The sequence below is a fragment of the Shewanella sp. SR44-4 genome (genome assembly GCF_014163715.1).
In the GTDB taxonomy this organism is placed as follows: Bacteria; Pseudomonadota; Gammaproteobacteria; order Enterobacterales; family Shewanellaceae; genus Shewanella.
This window is the reverse complement of the sequence record NZ_JACJDU010000016.1, coordinates 37,675-56,398: the sequence shown is the minus strand read 5'-3', so window position 1 is coordinate 56,398 and position 18,724 is coordinate 37,675. Positions and strand designations below refer to the sequence as shown.

Sequence of the window (18,724 nt, the reverse complement as noted above, 5' to 3'; positions counted from 1 at the left end):
TTTTTCAGTTAGATGGGCTGTCATGACACAACATTTTTTAGAAATGTGACAGCGGGTAAACCTATACAAATCAGCACAAATGGGAAGGTTTTATATCAAATGCGCTATTTAGCGCGCTAAATGGCCTTATTCAAATATCAATCACCGGTTTATTATCAGAAATCTGACATTCTGAGCAGTAAAAATGATTATTTAACCTTGGTTATCCGAGTTCAGACTGTGCACTTAAAATATGAATTTGATCGGACTTAAGCGCAATAGTCGTTTGCACCCCTGGCGCTAAGGCTAACTTATGCACTAAATGTGTCGGCACGTCTGCATTGATAATGGATCCAATGCCTACAACTGACGCTATCACTCGTGATGATTCACCCATCACCAACACAGATTCAATTAGTACTTCTAATTTATTTAAGCTTTTACACAGACGACCGCTGCTAATGGCGTTAAAGCGAATACCTTGATTTGGAATAACCCAACGGATAGATTGGCCGACAGTTAATCTTGGTGCACTGTCGCTGACAATCAATTCATCACCTAGTGTAAATTGGGTCATATTACGTTCAATATCTTGCGATACGACTTGACCGTCAAAAATATTCCTCAAGCCCATTTGCCGCGCAACCGCTTCGTTATTAGGATGAGATAGCACCTCAAATGGTTTGCCTTGTTGCAGCATTTGCCCCTGACTGATCAGTATCATCTTATCGGCCAGTAACAATGCCTCATGGATGTCATGCGTTACCATGACCACGGGAATAGACAATTGCTGCTTTAAGCGAGCTAACTCAATATACAAGCGTTCGCGGGTTTCTCGGTCTACCGCAGAAAAGGGTTCATCTAACAGTAGGATAGCCGGCTCACGCGCGAGAGCACGGGCAAGCGCAACTCGTTGACGTTGTCCACCAGACAATTGTGCGGGTAAGCGATCAGGCAACCCATGTAAATTGACACGTTCTAGCCAATCTAATGCTCGTTGCTTTCGTAATTCTTTCGGCACATGATCGAGCCCAGAAATAACATTGTCGAGTGCAGATAAATGTGGGAACAGGCCAAAATGCTGTGGCATATAACCGATGTGTCGCTGCTGGGGAGTTAACGAAATAGACTGCTCTGCATCAAACCATAATCTATCACCACAATGAATGTGGCCCCGTTGAGGTAGACTCAAACCGGCAATCATTCTCAGTAAGGTGGTTTTACCGCCACCAGAAGGGCCAACCACGGCTAGCACTTCACCAGCCCGACAACTGAAGTGAGCTTCCAATGGAATGGGCAATGTTTGTGAAATATCACATATAAGGTCAGCGTTGTGAGGCACCACGATGCCCTCCTAAGCGCTTCGACATACTTGTAGTGAGCGCTAACGCACTCACCGCAAACAACAATAATACCAAAGACATCATTCCTGCAGAATCGAAATCGAATGCCTGCACACTATCATAAATCGCTATTGAGATGGTTTTGGTTTCACCGGCAATGTTACCGCCCAACATCAACACCACACCAAATTCGCCCAATACATGGGAAAAACACAGTACAACGGCCGTTAATACACCAGGCCATATCATAGGTAATTCTATTCGAAAAAATATCCGTAATCGACTCATGCCACAGCAAGCTGCGGCATCACGAATATCGATAGGAATGGTTTCAAAAGCACGTTGAATAGGCTGAACCGCAAAGGGAATATTGACGATAATGGAAGCGATTACCAATCCTGAGAAATGAAACACCAATTGTTGGCCGGTTAACTGCTCAACCCATTGACCAATCATGCTCTGATTACCTAACCCTACTAGCAGGTAATAACCAATGACTGTTGGCGGTAACACTAACGGCACCATGATCAAAGCTTCAAGCCATGATTTACCTTTAAATTGGCGATATGCCAACGCCCGCCCGACAATAATCGCCAACGGAATTAACAATACTACGGTAAAACAACTCAGTTTGACCGACAGCCACAGAGCTTGCCAATCCATTAATCAGCCTTCTTTACAGCAGGTTTGGGTAAATTAAACCCAAATTGAGTTAATACTTCCTGTGCATCTGCTGATTGCATGTATTGATAAAATCGCTCCGCAGTTTCAGATGCATTAGGCATTAATGCCATCCGTTGATTAAGCGGTTGATATAGCGAATCAGGGATAACCACATAGTTACCACGCTTGGTAAATTCAGGAGATAGCACCAATGATAACGGCACAATACCACCTTGAGTCGATCCACTAATGGTAAATTGGGCAGCTTGTGAAGCATTTTCACCTAAAATCAGTTTAGGTTGCAGTGCGTCCCACAAACCTTTCGCTTTAAGGACTTCACGCGCACGTTCACCATAGGGAGCATGATCAGGATTTGCTATTGCAAAACGAGACACCTTTCCATCGGCGATTAATTGCGCTAACCCAACTAACTCAGGATCTAAAATTAACGACGACGTCTTAGGTGCAGCAAGAGCAAGCCGACCGATGGCATAAACAACGCCATCATTTTGGGTAAAGCCGGCTTGATGTAACCGCTCAATATAATCTTCATCGGCACTGAGCATCATCTCAAATGGTGCACCATGCTGAATTTGGGTGACAAAATTACCCGAAGAACCATAACTGATCCGCAGAGCCAAACCGGTTTGCTGCTGAAAACGTATCGCTATCTCATCTACTGCAAATTTTATGTTGGCAGCCGCAGCAATGGCAGGAGCATCACTCGCGACACTTAAAGAACTAAACCCTACAGTACTAACAATGGCAAAGAATAATGCGATAGCGCCAGCCCGGAATCGGGGCAGATATGAGTATGCACGCTGAGTAATGTTGGCGTTAATGAAAGACATTGAGGGTTTATCCTTGCTATGTACGAGCCATATAGACGATTACTTTTGCCACATTTTGGCTGCTTGCTGATCGCTATCACGCGCTTCAACCCACTTAGCGCCAGTATCACCTGCTTCAAGCTTCCAAAAAGGCGCTTTCGTTTTTAAAAAATCGATTAAAAACTCACATGCCGCAAAAGCCGCTTTACGATGAGCGCTAGTCACACCAATAAACACAATTTGCTCACCAAGCGACAACGTACCCACTCGATGAATAATCGTCACTTTATTTAAAGGCCAACGTTCACAAGCCTGTTGGCTAATCTGCAGTAATACTGATTCAGTCATACCAGGATAATGTTCGAGGGTTAAGTCAGTTACAGCGCTGCCATCATTAAAGTCTCGTACTTTGCCAACAAAATTAACCACGGCACCGTCCTGATTATCACAGGCAAGTAAGGCGTATTCATCAGCGACACTAAAGTCTTCCGTATGGACTCGTACAACAATTTGGTTGCTATGATGTTCCATGTTACCCCCCTGTGACTGGAGGGAAAAAGGCCACTTCATCGCCATCATTTACCGGTGAATCCCACTGACTCATGGTTTGATTAATCGCCACCAGCAATTTGTCTGATGCCAACACTTTGGCCCATTTATCATCAGTAGCGGCAAGCGCTGCACGTAATGCTTCTGCAGTATCAATATTATCGCCACTGTGTTCAACTTTAGCGGTGCCTAATAACTCACGGATTTGCGCAAAAAATAACACTTGGATCATAGTGGTCTCTCAATGCATTTATTCATAACAAATATTGGGTTTATGTTAGTTCGTAATGGCCGAATTAGACTTTAAAATGACCCGATTTCCCGCCGCGTTTTTCAAGCAAACGAACTTGAGAAATAATCATGTCTTTTTGTACGGCTTTACACATGTCGTAAATGGTTAAGGCTGCCACAGAAGCTGCGGTTAGCGCTTCCATTTCAACACCGGTTTTACCCGACAACTTGCACAAACTGGTAATGCGCACACGGTTATGCTCAGGCTGAGCTTCAAGCTCCACCTCCACCTTAGTCAGCATCAAAGGATGACATAATGGGATCAAATCAGATGTTTTCTTAGCCGCTTGAATACCGGCAATACGTGCGGTAGCAAATACATCACCTTTGTGATGGCTGCCATTCATGATCATGGCTAAGGTATCTGGTGCCATATCAATAAAAGCTTCAGCGCGGGCTTCGCGCTCAGTGACGGCTTTTTCAGTCACATCGACCATATGGGCATTGCCATCGGCGTTAATATGGGTAAAACAATTGCTCATACTTTTTTACTGCCTTAATCAAATTCAATGTCCATCGACTGAGCGCCACATGTATTGCCGCGTCAGTCGGTTTAACTCAATAACGGCTTACCCACCAATAGAGGCAAGGTGTTGAGTCACACCTGTAATGCCTTGATGTAAAAAGTGGGTTTCTTTTTTCTGCGCTAATTGACCGTGTAAGCGGCTAATTAATTCATCTCGCTGCGAAGGGTTTTGTATTAAATCGCGTAAATCGACGCCATTTTCAGTAAACAAACATAAATGTAATTTACCCTTTGCAGAAACTCGTAAGCGGTTACAGCTGGCACAGAAATTCTTGGCGTAAGGCATAATTAATCCAATACGACCTTGATAATCTGCATGGCTGAAGTTTTGCGCAGGACCATCATCAACACTTGGCAAGTCATATAACCAGCCTTCTCGCTCAAGTTGTTTTTTAATGTCTACACCCGCCAAATGATGCGCATTGAAGTAGTCGTGACCTAAACCGGTTTCCATTAATTCAATAAAACGTAAATCAATAGGCGTGTTTTTAATCCACTGTAAAAAACGCGGTAAATCTTTGTCGTTTAAGCCTTTCAATAATACGGCATTGACTTTAACTCGCTCAAAACCCGCTTCAAGAGCCGCGTCAATACCGCGCATTACTTGGTCGAACTTATTTTCGCCAGTAATTTGATAAAACATTTTAGGATCTAAGCTATCAACAGACACATTAATGCGCCGTAAACCTGCGTCATACCATTCTTTGGCATGTTGCTGTAAACGGTACCCATTGGTGGTCATCGCTACGGTATTAATATTGGGATTGTCGGCAACGATCCGCACAATATCTGTGAAATCCTTGCGTAGAGTGGGCTCGCCACCAGTGATACGAACTTTTTGTGTGCCTACCTCACCGAAACCGGCAACCAGATTTTCAATCTCGTTGAGGGTTAAGAAGGTAGGTTTACCATCCGGACGATAACCGTCGGGTAAACAATAAGTGCATTTGAAATTGCAAACATCAGTAACTGACATCCGCAAATAGTGAAATCGTCGACCAAAGCTGTCTTGTAGTTGGGACATGTTAACCTTTCCAAGTGTGGGAGGTGAGTGCATTTCTTTACTCACCCCGGTGGCAAAATTACCACGGCTAACTGCCCATATCATTGACGTAGGGCAAAAAGCTCGGAGAACCGTCAGATCCAATTATAGGCCTAAATACCGTTTTACAAATACCCCTTTAGGTGAATATCTTAGCTTGAAAGACTATATCGTTATCTATTTGTGACTCGACTCACGCTAACAAGATTGAGTTTGCCACTGTGACAAACGTTCATTTTGCGGTAAGGTGAGTAAAGGATAAACGATCGTTTACTTATTTTAATCGTTATAAAAAACAATAAACCCGCAATGAACGGGAAACTTTGAAAGGTGAGAAGATGGAACGCGAGTCAATGGAGTTCGACGTAGTAATTGTCGGTGCTGGCCCTGCAGGTTTGGCGACCGCTTGTCGTTTAATGCAAATATCTAAAGATGCCGATAAAGAAATCACTGTTTGCGTGGTAGAAAAAGGCTCTGAGGTTGGTGCTCATATTTTATCGGGTGCCGTATTTGAACCCGATGTACTGGACGAATTATTTAATGATTGGCGTGATTCAGACATCCCGCTAACCACCAAAGTCACTCATGACGAAATCTACCTGCTAAACTCAGAGACAAAATCTCGCTTAATGCCCAACAGCTTAGTGCCTAAAACAATGCACAATGATGGTAACTACATTATTAGTGTGGGTAACTTAGCTCGCTGGTTAGCCAACCGAGCTGAAGCCATGGGCGTAGAGATTTTCCCAGGTTTTGCAGCCAGTGAATTACTGTTTAATGAAGATAACAGCGTTAAAGGCATTTTAATCGGTGATATGGGTGTTGGCGAAAATGGTCAACATAAAGACAGCTATATGCCGGGTATGGAATTGCATGCCAAATACACCGTATTTTCAGAAGGCTGCCGTGGCCATTTAGGTAAACAACTGATCCAAAAATACCATTTAGACAATGGTAAAACGCCACAGCATTATGGCTTAGGCTTTAAAGAAATTTGGAAAATCCCTGCAGAGCAACATCAACAGGGTAAAGTGGTTCATACCGGTGGCTGGCCTCTCGTGGATGGCTCATCTGGTGGTGGATTCCTATACCACATGGAAGACAACCAAGTTGCTGTTGGGTTAATTATTGATTTAAACTATAAAAACCCTCATCTCAGTCCATTTGATGAGTTTCAACGCTATAAAACACACCCAGTGATTGCCGAAACATTAACTGGCGGTGAGCGCTTATCCTATGGTGCTCGCGCCCTTGCCAAAGGCGGCTTAAATTCATTACCTAAAATGAGTTTTCCTGGTGGTTTAATCATTGGCTGTAATGCGGGTACGCTTAACTTTGCCAAAATCAAAGGCACGCATACGGCAATTAAAAGCGGTATCATCGCGGCAAAAACCTTAGGCGAAGGCTTAATTGCCGGGCTTGAAGGCGGCAAAGATCTCGACTGCTTCCAAGACCGCTTCGAAAAAAGCTGGCTACATGAAGAGCTTTATAGCTCGCGCAACTTTGGTCCTGCAATGCATAAGTTTGGCACGCTAATCGGTGGCGCCTTTAACTATATCGACCAAAATTGGTTTGGTGGCAAGTTTCCAGTGACGTTTAGAGACACGACCCCAGATTACGCCACGATGGGCTTAGCTAGCGATTACAATAAAATTGACTATCCTAAACCTGACGGCAAGTTGAGTTTTGATAAGTTATCGTCGGTATATCTGTCGAATACTTTTCATGAAGAAGATCAGCTGTGTCATTTACATCTAAAAGACCAAAGTATCCCAATATCGGTTAACTTAGTTAAATTTGATGAACCCGCGCAACGTTACTGTCCTGCCGGGGTTTATGAAGTTGTTGAAGCAGCCGGCGACAAAAAGTTTGTCATTAATGGTCAAAATTGCATTCACTGTAAAACTTGTGACATTAAAGACCCAAGCCAAAACATTACCTGGGTCACACCAGAAGGCGGCGGCGGGCCAAACTATCCAAATATGTAAGCGAACCAATAGTTAAAATATTGGCACAGTCAATAAAACGCACTTAAATATAGGTGCGTTTTTTTTGTTTTATCGACTATCATTACCCACATAAAATCAAAACAACCTACACCAAAAGGCTATTTTGCTGACTGAATCAACTTAGCAGCAAAATAACTATCAATTTATTGCCATTGTGTCCGATATACCATAGAGATACTCCCAAGAGGCTGTTGTAGATGAATACACTTACCATTAAGCAAAAAATATTACTGACCGTGACGGTTGCTGTATTGCTATCCACGATCTTAGTCGGATTATTAAGTCAACGAAGTGCAAAACAAGTTGTTGAACAGCGGATGCTAAACTCGGAAATGCCGAGTTTGCTCATGCAAATTCGCAACGAGATCGATCTCGAAATCAGTAGCCTAATGAATGCAGGCGAACAGCTAGCTAATAGTAAAATGTTGCTTGAATGGCTTGAAAATGGCCGACCTGCAGACCAAGAAAAAATTGTTATAGCTGAACTTAATAGCATAAAAAATCAATATGATTTAGCTCAAGCATCTTATGCCGACCGTGAAACCGCGGCATACTACAACCAAGATGGGTTTTTACGCATATTAAACCAACAACAAGATGCTTGGTTTTTTGACTATCGCGATAGTAAGCAAGAGCGAATGCTGAATGTATTCACAGAGCCTAGTAACGGTGATGTTAAGCTCTACATTAATTATCAACAACCTGATGGTCGAGGTTTGGTAGGCCTAGCAAAATCGTTAGATGATATGGTTAATTTACTGGCTTCATTTAAAATTGAAGACAGCGGATTTGTATATTTAGTTGATACTAAAGGTGACGTCAAACTGCACCAAGACACGAGTAAGATCGGTAAAAGCAAACTCAGTAACCTTTACCCTAACGCTAATACTAACCAGCTACTAAACAAAAATGACTTTAACTTAGTTAAAGCAGAAGTAGATGGCCAGGACATGTTAATTGCCAGTAGCTACATTAAATCAATGGATTGGTACTTGGTCGCTCAAGTACCTGAAGCAGAAGTATTTGCCCTGCTACAAGAGTCGGCTTATCAGATATTATTATGGACCGTACTCATCGCCGCGGTATTTATTGCCATTTCAATTGCCGTCGCGGGTTCGGTTAGCCGTCCGATTGCACATATTGCCGAGCTATTTCGTAACATTGGTGAAGGTGAAGGTGATTTACGCCAAAGATTACCCGTTAATGGCGATGACGAAATTGCCCAGCTTGCCCGAGGCTTTAATAGCTTCATCAGCAAAATCCAAGATACTGTAGTCGAAGTTGCCAAAACCAGCGAACAACTAGGTTTATCGGCACTTGATGTATCAAACCAATCTAATCAAACATTAGCGGATAGTCAGTTACAAAAAGACCGTACCATTATGGTTGTTACTGCCATTAACGAAATGGGTGCCACGGTTAACGAAATTGCTAGCAATGCAGCTCAAGCCGCTGTCACCGCTCGTGATGCTGATACTGAATCCGTTGATGGCCAAAAAGTGGTCACTCGAGCGCGTTCGACTATTAATCAATTGTCTAAAGACGTTGAACAAGTCGGTGAAGTGATTGAGTCGCTAGCGACACACACTAAATCGATTGGCAGTATTTTAGATGTTATCCGTGCCATTTCAGAGCAAACCAACTTACTGGCACTGAACGCAGCCATTGAAGCCGCTCGCGCTGGAGAAGCTGGACGAGGCTTTGCTGTGGTTGCAGATGAAGTACGTAACTTAGCTTCTCGCACCGCAGCATCAACCAACCAAGTGCAAAATATGATTGATAAGCTTCAATCAGAAACCAGTCGCGCAGTTAATGCCATGGAGCAATCTCGTAGCCGCTCACTCGAAGGTGTTACAGCTGTCGATGAAGCAAGCCAGTCGTTAAGTGGTATTAGCGAACGTATTGCACTAATTAGCGATATGAACATTCAAGTTGCTGCCGCCACTGAAGAGCAATCTACCGTGGTTGAAGACATTAATCGTAATGTGACTGAAATCAACGATATCACTCTACGAACAGCAGATACCGCTCACGCGGCTGCAAATGCGAGTAAATCATTGAATCAGTTAGCCAGTCGACTAGATGTCTTAGTAGCCCGCTTTAAAGTGTAATATCTTTAGATATCGCTTTAACAAAAACGCCACTCATTTGAGTGGCGTTTTTATTTCGAGTTCGGGTTACTTAATAAACCGGATAGTGAGCGGATATTGGTAAGCTATGCCATCGTTGGCTTTAACAATCGCGATAATAGTACAAATAATATCAAGCAATGCTAGAGCGGCTAATAGTATTACTCCCACGCCAATCAAAATTAATATTGCTGACACCATGGCATATATCATTAAGCTCAATTTAAAATTAAGACAGTTCTTGCCGCATTGATTGGCAAACTCAAATTCATCACGCTTCATTAACCAGACAATTAAAGGGCCTAAAACACTTCCTAGCGGAAACACATAACCGGCAAAACTGGCAGCATGGATCAATAACCCCATATCTTTGGCTTGCTTGCTAACTTCGACTATCTGTTCACTCATTTGATATTCCTTATCATGTTGTTTTTATCATATTGTTCTTATCATACCGGGAGACATTAACTGGCGTTGCCATATAAGCGCATTGCCCAATCTTCTATACTTTGCTGATCCAACCGGCGTTGCAATGAATTAACCCAACTTTGCGCTAAGCCTTCGCACTCAAGCAATGTCTGATATTGCTCTGCATCAAATTCAGCTAAAAAATAAATCTGCATCGCTTTAGCCACACTGATATCCGTTTTTCTTTCTAGCAAACAGATACTGTCACTCGGACGAATGTCACCTTCAGACAACACTCGATAAAACCAGCCGCACATACGGCTTTCTTGCATGGCTAAGGCAAATTTAGGATGACCAAACTGTAGGTTGAGTTTGAAACACGGTGAACGAGGTTGTGTAACTTGCAAGGTGACATCACCAATTTGGATGATGTCACCAATATTAACCTGTGCTTCATTAAGGCCAACGGTACTGATATTTTCACCCATAGAAGGTGCATCACGAAACGTAGTCATTAAATCCCAGCGGCGATATTGGCCATAATGCTCACGCGGAAAATGATGCAACACTCTATCGAGGCCGCCGTGATGTTTAGGGTCGGCCTCACGATTGCCTATTACGTGGTCAAATTGCACGGTCAACTGCTTAGCGGCATGTTTTTGGTTAATACAACTGGCAACACCGTTATGCATTTGCACTTGGTCGCCTAAATACAGCCCAGAAATACTCTTTACCAATAGCTTACTCATCCAGCATACCCTTGCTTAAGCATGATTATAGAGTGCCAATATACCCAATTTTCAGACAAAAAAAAGCCTTACTGGGGAAGAGTAAGGCCATAAATAAAATGGGAGATAATATAGCAAAAATAATAGCTAAAAATGGTCTGAACCATTCGACGCTATAAAAGTTGTTTAGACGGGCTCATCATATAGGCCAACAATGACACTAAAATGACAAAGCAATATTATTTGAGTTATCCGCACACACTTAACAAATGCACAATGTTCGCCTGCAAACCTTAACTTAACCCGTGTTGGGCTTAGGTTAGATACTGCTTAAGTGCCTTACCAGGAATAGAGCTTTTAGTGGCTACCGCAAATGATGCCCACAACGCACCTTCATGCATAGCATCAGTAATAGACATTTGCTGACATAAACCATGAATAACGCCTGCGGCATAGGCATCGCCAGCACCAGTCGTGTCAACCACATTGGCAATAACGGCTGGCACATGTTGTTCTCCAGCATTACTGTACACCATCGCCCCTTGGTCGCCATCTGTCACAATAAAGTGTTCCAATGCATCACCAGCAATAGCCTGAGCAAACCGCCATGGGTCCTGATTGCAACGACCTTGCATATCGGTAATTGAAGCGATCAACACATGACAAGGACGATTACGTTCATCCTTGGCTAATTGCGATATCACTTTACAGTTAGGGTTACACGCCATCGCATCCGCCGCCCAAGCGCCAGCACCTTTGGCCGATGAATTAATATAAAAAGCATCCCAATGTTGCCAATCTGGTGGCGCAGGAAGTTCAAAAACAGGTCGCTGAGGTCGAATAATGGTTCGTTCACCATCAGGCGTCATCACCAGTAACATCTCACAAGTATTACCAACAAAACGATGTACCAAACGACAATCAAGCCCTAAGGTACTGGCTTTAGCTAAAATCCAGTCGCCTATGTCATCACTACCGACTTCACTTACTAGTGAAACATTATGTTGAGCCCACACTAAACCTAATCCCGTGTTTGCGCCGCCACCACCTAAACGCAATCCACCATCCTGATAATGAAATCGACCACCCGTTTGTAAGGGCTTATCAAGCATTAAAATGCGATCACAATTGATATTGGCAAGCAAAAGAATATTGGCCATGCAACTCACCTAAAAAAGCGTAGATAAAAAGAGCCTTGAGTATAACAAAAAGGCCGTGATAATCACGGCCTTTGCTAATCTAAACGAGATTACATATCCGTTGCGCCAAGTGGTTGTCGTAATTGGGCGCGCACATTGTCCATACCGGAGTAAAACTCCTTCATCATCAATAACCCCAACATTTTGCCATTATCAGTTACGATTAATTCGTCTGGATTAACTGGGTCATTTTTAATGGCTCCCATGGCTTTCATTGAGGTCATTTCTTTAAACAACGCAGTGTCTAAATTAACGTTAAAAGTGTCACGGAAATATTTACGCGATAAACGCCCCGAAAACATCCCCAATAAAAATCGATATTGCATCACTTCTTTTAATTGATATTTTTTCTGTTGCTCAACCGCCATACGACCTTCAGCAATACGTTGTTGGTATTTTTTCAGTGAAAAGGTATTCACATATAGCGTGTCATTTAAAAAGCTAAATGAGCCAGAACCAACCCCCAAGTATTCATCAAAATCAATTACATACTCATCAAAACCTTCGTCATTGGTTTTACCAAACGCCCAAGCTGATAATTGAGTATATTGTCCGGTTAAAGTATTTAAAATTTGGCGATACTGATCCATCATTTCGCCCTGAGGGGCAGCTAACGTACCTTTAACACTCTTACGGGTTTGATGGGTGATCATCAATGGATAAGTGGTAATTTGGCGCGGGTCGAGTTTAGACGCCATATCCAGATCGGACTGGATAATCTCCTTTGTTTGGCCACGAAAACCAAAAATCAAATCCACGTTAATGATCGGAAATAGCTCTTTAGCCGCCATAATATTGTCAAAAGTTTGCTGACCTGAGCCAAATTTATCTAAGCGGTCGGTCATTTTTAAAATGCCATCATCGAAGCTCTGTACCCCAATTGACATTCTATCTACTAGGCCTTTTAATTGCTTAAATTCAGGATTAGCCAAATGCTGCGGATCAGACTCACAAGACACTTCTTTAATGCCAGGAAACAGATTTTTTGCATGTTCGATGGTACGAGCTAACTCATCTTCAAGCACGGTGGTCGTGCCACCGCCAATGTACATTGACTCAAACTCATAGCCTAAATCTTTGGCCATTTGAATCTCTTTGCGCAGCGCGACAAAGTATTCGCGTGCTTTATCTTCGCGGAATAAAAAACGGTGGAAAGTACAAAACGAACACAAGGTATGGCAAAACGGAATGTGCGCATACAACATGTACTTTTTACCTTCAACAGGCTTAGGCATGCGGTCTGTAGAAATAGTGTCTAAACGTAAATTTTTATCCACATAATACTGCATGACCCGCTCCATAGAGCTAATCATCCAATTGGGGACGGTAATATTAGATTGATAAGGTTTAATCAACTCCTGGCTGGCTGACTGAATTATTGAAGACATAAAAAATCCTAACTGAATGAGCCCTGAGAGCAAAACCATTGAATAACAAGCGCTAATAAAACACGCATACCGTAAGCAGAAAAACAAAATATCACTTTAGAGATGGCTAAAATGTGAGGTAGCCAATAGATATGCAAACTAGCACGGTTATCATCGCTCATTTGTTAAGCAGATCATGTTTTAGACATTGCTGTTTAGCAATGATGAAAGGATTATCACGGGAATAAAACAACAATAAACAGCATTGGAAATATTAACTCGCGTTTATTAAAGAGTCACGAGTATGACGCATCAACCAATTTAAATGAAATCATAAACAGGGCTTGCTGATTAGGGTACACAGTTTGTATCAGCTGTTTTAACTCAACCAATGGCAAATTTTCTTGAGTAGCATGAAACTCGTTAATATCATTAAATGCTAATGGCTCAACGGCCAAAATAATGATATCGCACACCTTAATATGGTTTTCGAGCGTAAACACTTCAACCTGACTCCCGGGCCGATAATCATTTTCGCTGGCATCACGAATAGTAATCGTCTTCTGCCCTGATGCGACTAACGGCGTTAAAAACTCAAAAAAAGTAATATGTATGGGGGCTGTCATCATTGGTAACCTTCATTCACACTATGACGTGCCCTCTAGGAGCACATTCGTTAAGCTCAAATCCAAATTATAACCTAGCGCACTCGCCAGGGCTTTGATCAAAGTAGCGTTTAAACTCGCGACTAAATTGAGCCGTACTTTCATAACCCACCTGAGTTGATACCTCTTTTACTTTTAGATTTTGCAACTGTAACAACGCTTTGGCTTTATTAAGGCGAATCTTTTTTAAATATTGTATTGGTGATGAAGCGGTAACTTCTTTAAAGCTACGATGGAATGCCGACGGGCTCATATTCACCAAGCTTGCTAATGTGTCTACTTCAACTGACTCACCATAATGTTTATGAATGTAGTTAAGGGCTTTTTCTACCCTCGATAAACGGGTATGACTTAACGACAACGCATAAAGCGGTGCTGCATTGGGGGAATCCAATAGGCGATATAACAACTCAAGCACTAACGCCTCGCCCATTACTTTTGCTTCTAACGGCGACTGCAACGCTTGTAATAACCGAATAACACTGCAATCCATATCTTCAGTGTTATCAGCAACAAAAAAGCCGCTCTGACGCGATTCGTTTAAATCTTTAGGGATTTGATGATGCTCATCCATTAACCGAATAATGTAATTGAGTTGTACTAAATCAATATCAACCATCAACACCAACACAGGTTCTTCAATACTGGCAAAGGTTTCACATTCTACTGGCAATGGCACTGTCATCACTAAAGAGCGTTGGCGATCGTATTCAAAGGTTTGATTGTCTAAATAAACCCGCTTTTTGCCTTGGCCGACAATAAGCACCCCTTGCGAATAGCACATTGGCCCGCGCGCACCATATTGTGAGCTGCGAAACACATGCACGCCAGATAAATGCGTATCATTGACCCCTTCTTTTGGGGCCAACTGAGCCATTAATGTTGCTATCTCACTCATACCCTTCCTCTCAGAGAAACCTATGGTATCGATACTACCAAAAAAGCAGTAAAAGGTATTAAAATTATCAATAAATAACCATATGCACACAATAAAGATAGGAATAGGTATGAACACGACAGTTCTGTGTATGTTTATTTTGACTCAAAAGGCTATCATAGCCACATGATTTATCGTTGCTGTTGTGTATCATCAATCTATTTACATAATCAGCCACTTATTTGTTTCATCGCTAAACCAAAAGGCACCAATTATGCTTAATTTTGATTATCGTAACCCTACTCATGTTGTTTTCGGTAAAGACCGTATTGCAGAGTTAGACCAACTTGTCCCAGCCAATGCGCGAGTATTAATCACTTACGGTGGCGGCAGCGTACAACGTTTCGGCACACTAGATAAAGTCAAAGCAGCATTAGGTAACCGCACAGTATTTGAATTTGGCGGTATTGAAGCTAATCCTAAGTACGACACACTGATCAAAGCAGTTGAAGTTGCTCGTAAAGAAAACATCGACTTCTTACTCGCTGTTGGTGGTGGTTCAGTGATGGACGGCACCAAATTTATCGCCCTTGCAACTCAGTTTGATGGCGACACGGCAAGCTTATTACATCACGGCTTTACACCAGTTCCAGTGGCGAATGACAAGGTTATTCCACTTGGCGTTATTGCTACCCTGCCGGCTACGGGTTCAGAAATGAACGCCTTTGCAGTCGTAAGCTATCAAGGTGGTAAGTTCCCAGTAAATCACCCATGTGCCTACCCAACATTTGCCATGCTTGATCCTGAATTAACGTTCAGCTTACCAAAAATTCAAGTTGCAAACGGTGTTGTCGATGCGTTTGTGCATGTGCTTGAGCAATATGCGACTTACCCAGTTGATGCCCGCGTACAAGACCGCATGGCAGAAGGTATTATGCGTACCCTCATTGAAATTGGTCCTATCACTGTTGAAGAGCCAACGAACTACGATGCCCGCGCTAACTTAATGTGGAGTGCAACATCTGCCCTAAACGGCATGATAGGCACTGGCGTGCCATTAGATTGGTCTACTCACATGATTGGACATGAGCTAACTGCGCTATTCCATATCGACCACGCACAAACGTTAGCCGTTGTATTGCCATCACTATGGCGTGTGCTGAAAGAGCAAAAACACGCTAAATTAGTGCAATACGCAGCACGTGTTTGGGATATCACTGAAGGTGATGAAGCTAGCCGTGTAGATCAAGCCATTGATAAAACAGAGGCTTTCTTTAAGCAAGTGGGGTTACCAGTACGTTTACGCGATCACGGTGTAACGCAAGAACAACTTAGCCTAGTAGTAGATGCTTTAGAAGCGCACGGTATGACGGCATTATCTGAAAGCGGCCAAGTCGATTTAGCCACCAGCCGTAAGATTTTAGATATGGCGTGGTAATAGTGCTTACAACCTAGGCGATCAACCCATTCATCGCTTAGGCTTGAGCGGCTACATCCAAGGCTATGACTAACACTAAACAAAAGGGGGCTTAACAATGACTATCATTGTTAAGCCCCCTTTTGTTGTGCCTAAAAACGCTGCGCATTAGCACTATTAACGAGAAATGGGTACCGTCGGTTCGAAAAGTTGAGAAAAAAGGGAATAAAAACACAAGGATTCGGCTACGCAATGTCTATGTTATTTGTGATGTACTAACGCTAATACTAATGCGGCGTAACGTTTGAGAATAAATTCATCACAACGACACCGACTAAAATAAACGTCATACCCACCAGCGCACCTAAATCGAGTTTTTGCCCATACATCACCCAAGCGATAGCTGTAATTAACACAATACCCAACCCAGCCCACGTCGCATAAGCAATACCAACAGGAATACCTTTTAGTGCTAAGGATAAAAAATAAAAAGACAACACGTAGCCCACAATAACTACGATTGAAGGCGCCAATTTTGAAAATCCATCACTGGCTTTAAGCGCAGAAGTTGCCACAACTTCAGTTAAAATGGCCACACTCAAAAATATCCAATTTTTCATTTTTCACATTTTACCAAGACAAAACAGCCGGCAAGTATAAAGACTAAACAATAAAAAAACAGTCTTCGATTTTAGATCTGTTACTTAGCTCTGCACATGGTCAATCGCTACTATCTCTTGTATTTACGTTGGCTATCGGTTTATGTTGTTAATATGTTAACTGACATTACACCTATTTGACGGTGTAATAAGACTTAAACAATATTAATGATTGGACTTGGTGGTTGAGTGAAGGGACTTACAGCAGTTTTTCTATGTGTATTGTTATCGTTATGCTCGATGCATATACCTGCAACGGCGGCTAAGTTAACAGCCCAAGAAGAAACGAAACAACAAACCAGTTCAGCATTAGAGCAATGTAAAGCCCGTATAAAACAGGTGCCCCCCCAAGCCAGCTTGGGCTTTTGCAGCCAACAATTCAAAATATTAGACATTGATAAATACCCCATAGTTGCCGCCAAGTTACAACTAACCTTATATGATATTTACCAAGAGTTAGGTGATAAGGTAGCTGCGGAACAAATGCTTGATGAGGTTAAAAACAGCGCTGCATTTACTCAAAATGTCGATATTCAATATCTTTGGTTACGTAAGAAAGCCGCGGAAAAACTTTATAGAAAGTCCTATCAAGAAGCTAAAACCTTATTTGAACAAGCTTTTAGCATTGCTAAAACCCAAGAGTCAGATATTTGGTTGGCTAAAAGCTATAACGATTTAGCACTAACTGAACAGTATTTGAATCAATATGACAAAGCATTGAGTTACTACCAGAAGAGTTTAGCGATTAAAGAGGCTCTAGGTAATGACTTTAATACTGCGATAACCCTCAACAACCTTGGTCTAATTTATAAAAAACTCGAAAAATTTAAAGAATCCCAGCGCTATTTTGAACTCTCACTGGAGCATTACTTACGCTACACCAGTCATAATGTAGATATTCATGTTATCGGTTATATGTCGCATCTCTACGGAAACCTTGCTGAGATATATAATATAAACAACCAGTTTAATAAGAAAAACTTCTACAGTAATAAGGTCATCGAAGCCTACAACGATAACCTTGTCGGTGACGACAGGCTTTCTGCGCTCATTAATGTAGCCACCATCCATATCAATGCTAATGAATTTACGCCCGCTCTAGATGTCGCCAACACATTATCGGAATATTTAACCCGCGATGACCATTCGTTTCATGACGTAATTTTCTATTTAAAAGCCCAAATAGCCACACATCAAAAAGATGCGACTCAGGCAATAAAATTTATTGAAAGCGCAATGGACTATAGCGACACCAAACAAGATTCATTGCAAAAAATGAACATTTATCACTACGCAAGCGAGTTATATTATGACAATGGCCGCCCTTATGAGTCCCTGGTTTATCTAAAGAAATATCAACAGTTGCATGAGACCTTATTGGAGAAAAAATACAGTGAGAACATTAAAGTCATTCAAAGCGATATAGAGAATGAACGCGTGCAACGAGCGTTAGCAGAAGAGCAAATTGTCAGCCAACAGAAGAGCCAAAAAATTGATAAATTACTTAATTTAATCCTTGGCATCACCAGTGTTGGCTTGTTAGTCGGCTTTATTGTGAGCTTTTATATTTATAGAAAACGTAAAGCCCAGCAGCATTTAATGACCATAATAGAGTCACATAAGCAGCAATTGTTTTTATTATCTAATGACGATACAGCAGAGCAAGACGACGCCCAGCAACAGGAATCTACGCCATTATCGCCTTCTGAATTGACAGCTTCTTTTGCGGAGTTATTAGTAAATACTATGATTGATTGCATCAGTATTTGGGAGAAAAGCACTAAAACGAATAAAGTAGAATTAGCCGATAGAAGCCAAATTTGGACTATATCTATCGATTCTGGCCGTCTAAGAACACGTTCTTTAGATAAATACCTACAGGTAAAAAAATTACCCGCTAATCCACGCTGGCGTAATGTGGTTAAAACATGTCACTTCATTTTATCTGAATGCAATTTGTCTAACGATGATAGAACATTACTGACCTCGCACCTTGACCGAATAATGCAAGTGATCAAGAGCGAGTCTTTAGAAACAACGTAA

The 18,724-nt window shown here is 42.0% G+C and carries 18 protein-coding genes and 1 riboswitch; of the genes, 4 read left to right on the top strand and 14 right to left on the bottom strand.

Annotation, left to right across the window (positions count from 1 at the left end; translation table 11 throughout):
- Positions 1–202: 202 nt before the first annotated feature.
- From H5125_RS09825 to moaA, 7 genes are all read right to left on the bottom strand, one after another.
- Entirely contained in the window at positions 203–1,324 is a 1,122-nt protein-coding gene (locus H5125_RS09825) for an ABC transporter ATP-binding protein (protein ID WP_182744150.1), read from the bottom strand.
- Entirely contained in the window at positions 1,305–1,985 is a 681-nt protein-coding gene (gene modB, locus H5125_RS09820) for a molybdate ABC transporter permease subunit (RefSeq protein ID WP_101087425.1), read from the bottom strand. The genes H5125_RS09825 and modB overlap by 20 nt, the downstream gene beginning before the upstream one ends.
- Complete coding sequence (gene modA / locus H5125_RS09815; RefSeq protein ID WP_182744149.1) at positions 1,985–2,836, bottom strand: molybdate ABC transporter substrate-binding protein; 852 nt, start codon at positions 2,834–2,836, stop codon at positions 1,985–1,987. Before modA ends, modB begins: the two co-directional genes overlap by 1 nt.
- Positions 2,837–2,875: 39 nt before the next feature.
- Positions 2,876–3,346: a molybdopterin synthase catalytic subunit MoaE gene (gene moaE / locus H5125_RS09810; RefSeq protein WP_101087427.1), complete on the bottom strand. Its 471-nt coding sequence runs from the start codon at positions 3,344–3,346 to the stop codon at positions 2,876–2,878.
- A gap of 1 nt (position 3,347) precedes the next feature.
- Positions 3,348–3,596: a molybdopterin synthase sulfur carrier subunit gene (moaD, locus tag H5125_RS09805; RefSeq protein ID WP_011635576.1), complete on the bottom strand. Its 249-nt coding sequence runs from the start codon at positions 3,594–3,596 to the stop codon at positions 3,348–3,350.
- A 64-nt stretch (positions 3,597–3,660) separates the two neighbouring features.
- On the bottom strand, positions 3,661–4,137 hold the full coding sequence (moaC, locus tag H5125_RS09800) for a cyclic pyranopterin monophosphate synthase MoaC (protein ID WP_101087428.1): 477 nt from the start codon (positions 4,135–4,137) through the stop codon (positions 3,661–3,663).
- 87 nt (positions 4,138–4,224) lie between these two features.
- Positions 4,225–5,205: a GTP 3',8-cyclase MoaA gene (gene moaA / locus H5125_RS09795; protein WP_101087429.1), complete on the bottom strand. Its 981-nt coding sequence runs from the start codon at positions 5,203–5,205 to the stop codon at positions 4,225–4,227.
- Positions 5,193–5,325: riboswitch (molybdenum cofactor riboswitch) on the bottom strand. Its footprint overlaps the gene before it by 13 nt.
- A gap of 236 nt (positions 5,326–5,561) precedes the next feature.
- On the opposite strand from moaA, the gene H5125_RS09790 reads away from it, so the two are divergent.
- Both H5125_RS09790 and H5125_RS09785 read left to right on the top strand, forming a co-directional pair.
- Positions 5,562–7,211 (top strand): electron transfer flavoprotein-ubiquinone oxidoreductase, encoded by a 1,650-nt coding sequence (locus H5125_RS09790; protein ID WP_182744148.1) that lies wholly within the window; start codon positions 5,562–5,564, stop codon positions 7,209–7,211.
- A 218-nt stretch (positions 7,212–7,429) separates the two neighbouring features.
- Positions 7,430–9,343, top strand: a complete 1,914-nt coding sequence (locus tag H5125_RS09785) for a methyl-accepting chemotaxis protein (RefSeq protein ID WP_182744147.1) — start codon at positions 7,430–7,432, stop codon at positions 9,341–9,343.
- Between the two features lie 66 nt (positions 9,344–9,409).
- Here H5125_RS09785 and H5125_RS09780 read toward each other — a convergent pair whose 3' ends face one another.
- The 6 genes from H5125_RS09780 to H5125_RS09755 form a co-directional block, all read right to left on the bottom strand.
- Complete coding sequence (locus H5125_RS09780) at positions 9,410–9,769, bottom strand: DUF4870 domain-containing protein (RefSeq protein ID WP_101087432.1); 360 nt, start codon at positions 9,767–9,769, stop codon at positions 9,410–9,412.
- A gap of 56 nt (positions 9,770–9,825) precedes the next feature.
- Positions 9,826–10,518 (bottom strand): MOSC domain-containing protein, encoded by a 693-nt coding sequence (locus tag H5125_RS09775; RefSeq protein ID WP_101087433.1) that lies wholly within the window; start codon positions 10,516–10,518, stop codon positions 9,826–9,828.
- A gap of 293 nt (positions 10,519–10,811) precedes the next feature.
- Positions 10,812–11,657: a PfkB family carbohydrate kinase gene (locus H5125_RS09770; protein WP_101087434.1), complete on the bottom strand. Its 846-nt coding sequence runs from the start codon at positions 11,655–11,657 to the stop codon at positions 10,812–10,814.
- A gap of 89 nt (positions 11,658–11,746) precedes the next feature.
- Positions 11,747–13,084, bottom strand: a complete 1,338-nt coding sequence (locus H5125_RS09765; protein ID WP_182744146.1) for a coproporphyrinogen III oxidase family protein — start codon at positions 13,082–13,084, stop codon at positions 11,747–11,749.
- A gap of 275 nt (positions 13,085–13,359) precedes the next feature.
- Entirely contained in the window at positions 13,360–13,689 is a 330-nt protein-coding gene (yqfB, locus tag H5125_RS09760; protein WP_182744165.1) for a N(4)-acetylcytidine aminohydrolase, read from the bottom strand.
- 67 nt (positions 13,690–13,756) lie between these two features.
- On the bottom strand, positions 13,757–14,626 hold the full coding sequence (locus tag H5125_RS09755) for an AraC family transcriptional regulator (RefSeq protein ID WP_182744145.1): 870 nt from the start codon (positions 14,624–14,626) through the stop codon (positions 13,757–13,759).
- A gap of 253 nt (positions 14,627–14,879) precedes the next feature.
- On the opposite strand from H5125_RS09755, the gene H5125_RS09750 reads away from it, so the two are divergent.
- A complete protein-coding gene (locus H5125_RS09750) occupies positions 14,880–16,043 on the top strand; it encodes an iron-containing alcohol dehydrogenase (RefSeq protein WP_162021998.1) in 1,164 nt (387 codons plus the stop codon).
- Between the two features lie 266 nt (positions 16,044–16,309).
- Here the strand turns inward: H5125_RS09750 and H5125_RS09745 are convergent, their stop codons facing one another.
- A complete protein-coding gene (locus tag H5125_RS09745; RefSeq protein WP_182744144.1) occupies positions 16,310–16,642 on the bottom strand; it encodes a multidrug efflux SMR transporter in 333 nt (110 codons plus the stop codon).
- 228 nt (positions 16,643–16,870) lie between these two features.
- Between H5125_RS09745 and H5125_RS09740 the strand changes: the two genes are divergently transcribed.
- The gene (locus H5125_RS09740; protein ID WP_101087439.1) at positions 16,871–18,724 is read left to right on the top strand and encodes a tetratricopeptide repeat protein; all 1,854 of its coding nucleotides are present in this window, start codon (positions 16,871–16,873) and stop codon (positions 18,722–18,724) included.

What these genes read in the sequence shown, in the direction of transcription:
- H5125_RS09755 (WP_182744145.1), bottom strand. Translation starts at nt 14,626, where the DNA reads ATGAGTGAGATAGCAACATTAATGGCTCAGTTGGCCCCAAAAGAAGGG.
- H5125_RS09765 (WP_182744146.1), bottom strand. Translation starts at nt 13,084, where the DNA reads ATGTCTTCAATAATTCAGTCAGCCAGCCAGGAGTTGATTAAACCTTAT.
- modA (WP_182744149.1), bottom strand. Translation starts at nt 2,836, where the DNA reads ATGTCTTTCATTAACGCCAACATTACTCAGCGTGCATACTCATATCTG.
- moaE (WP_101087427.1), bottom strand. Translation starts at nt 3,346, where the DNA reads ATGGAACATCATAGCAACCAAATTGTTGTACGAGTCCATACGGAAGAC.
- modB (WP_101087425.1), bottom strand. Translation starts at nt 1,985, where the DNA reads ATGGATTGGCAAGCTCTGTGGCTGTCGGTCAAACTGAGTTGTTTTACC.
- H5125_RS09785 (WP_182744147.1), top strand. Translation starts at nt 7,430, where the DNA reads ATGAATACACTTACCATTAAGCAAAAAATATTACTGACCGTGACGGTT.
- H5125_RS09775 (WP_101087433.1), bottom strand. Translation starts at nt 10,518, where the DNA reads ATGAGTAAGCTATTGGTAAAGAGTATTTCTGGGCTGTATTTAGGCGAC.
- H5125_RS09770 (WP_101087434.1), bottom strand. Translation starts at nt 11,657, where the DNA reads ATGGCCAATATTCTTTTGCTTGCCAATATCAATTGTGATCGCATTTTA.
- yqfB (WP_182744165.1), bottom strand. Translation starts at nt 13,689, where the DNA reads ATGACAGCCCCCATACATATTACTTTTTTTGAGTTTTTAACGCCGTTA.
- moaC (WP_101087428.1), bottom strand. Translation starts at nt 4,137, where the DNA reads ATGAGCAATTGTTTTACCCATATTAACGCCGATGGCAATGCCCATATG.
- H5125_RS09750 (WP_162021998.1), top strand. Translation starts at nt 14,880, where the DNA reads ATGCTTAATTTTGATTATCGTAACCCTACTCATGTTGTTTTCGGTAAA.
- moaA (WP_101087429.1), bottom strand. Translation starts at nt 5,205, where the DNA reads ATGTCCCAACTACAAGACAGCTTTGGTCGACGATTTCACTATTTGCGG.
- moaD (WP_011635576.1), bottom strand. Translation starts at nt 3,596, where the DNA reads ATGATCCAAGTGTTATTTTTTGCGCAAATCCGTGAGTTATTAGGCACC.
- H5125_RS09790 (WP_182744148.1), top strand. Translation starts at nt 5,562, where the DNA reads ATGGAACGCGAGTCAATGGAGTTCGACGTAGTAATTGTCGGTGCTGGC.
- H5125_RS09780 (WP_101087432.1), bottom strand. Translation starts at nt 9,769, where the DNA reads ATGAGTGAACAGATAGTCGAAGTTAGCAAGCAAGCCAAAGATATGGGG.
- H5125_RS09745 (WP_182744144.1), bottom strand. Translation starts at nt 16,642, where the DNA reads ATGAAAAATTGGATATTTTTGAGTGTGGCCATTTTAACTGAAGTTGTG.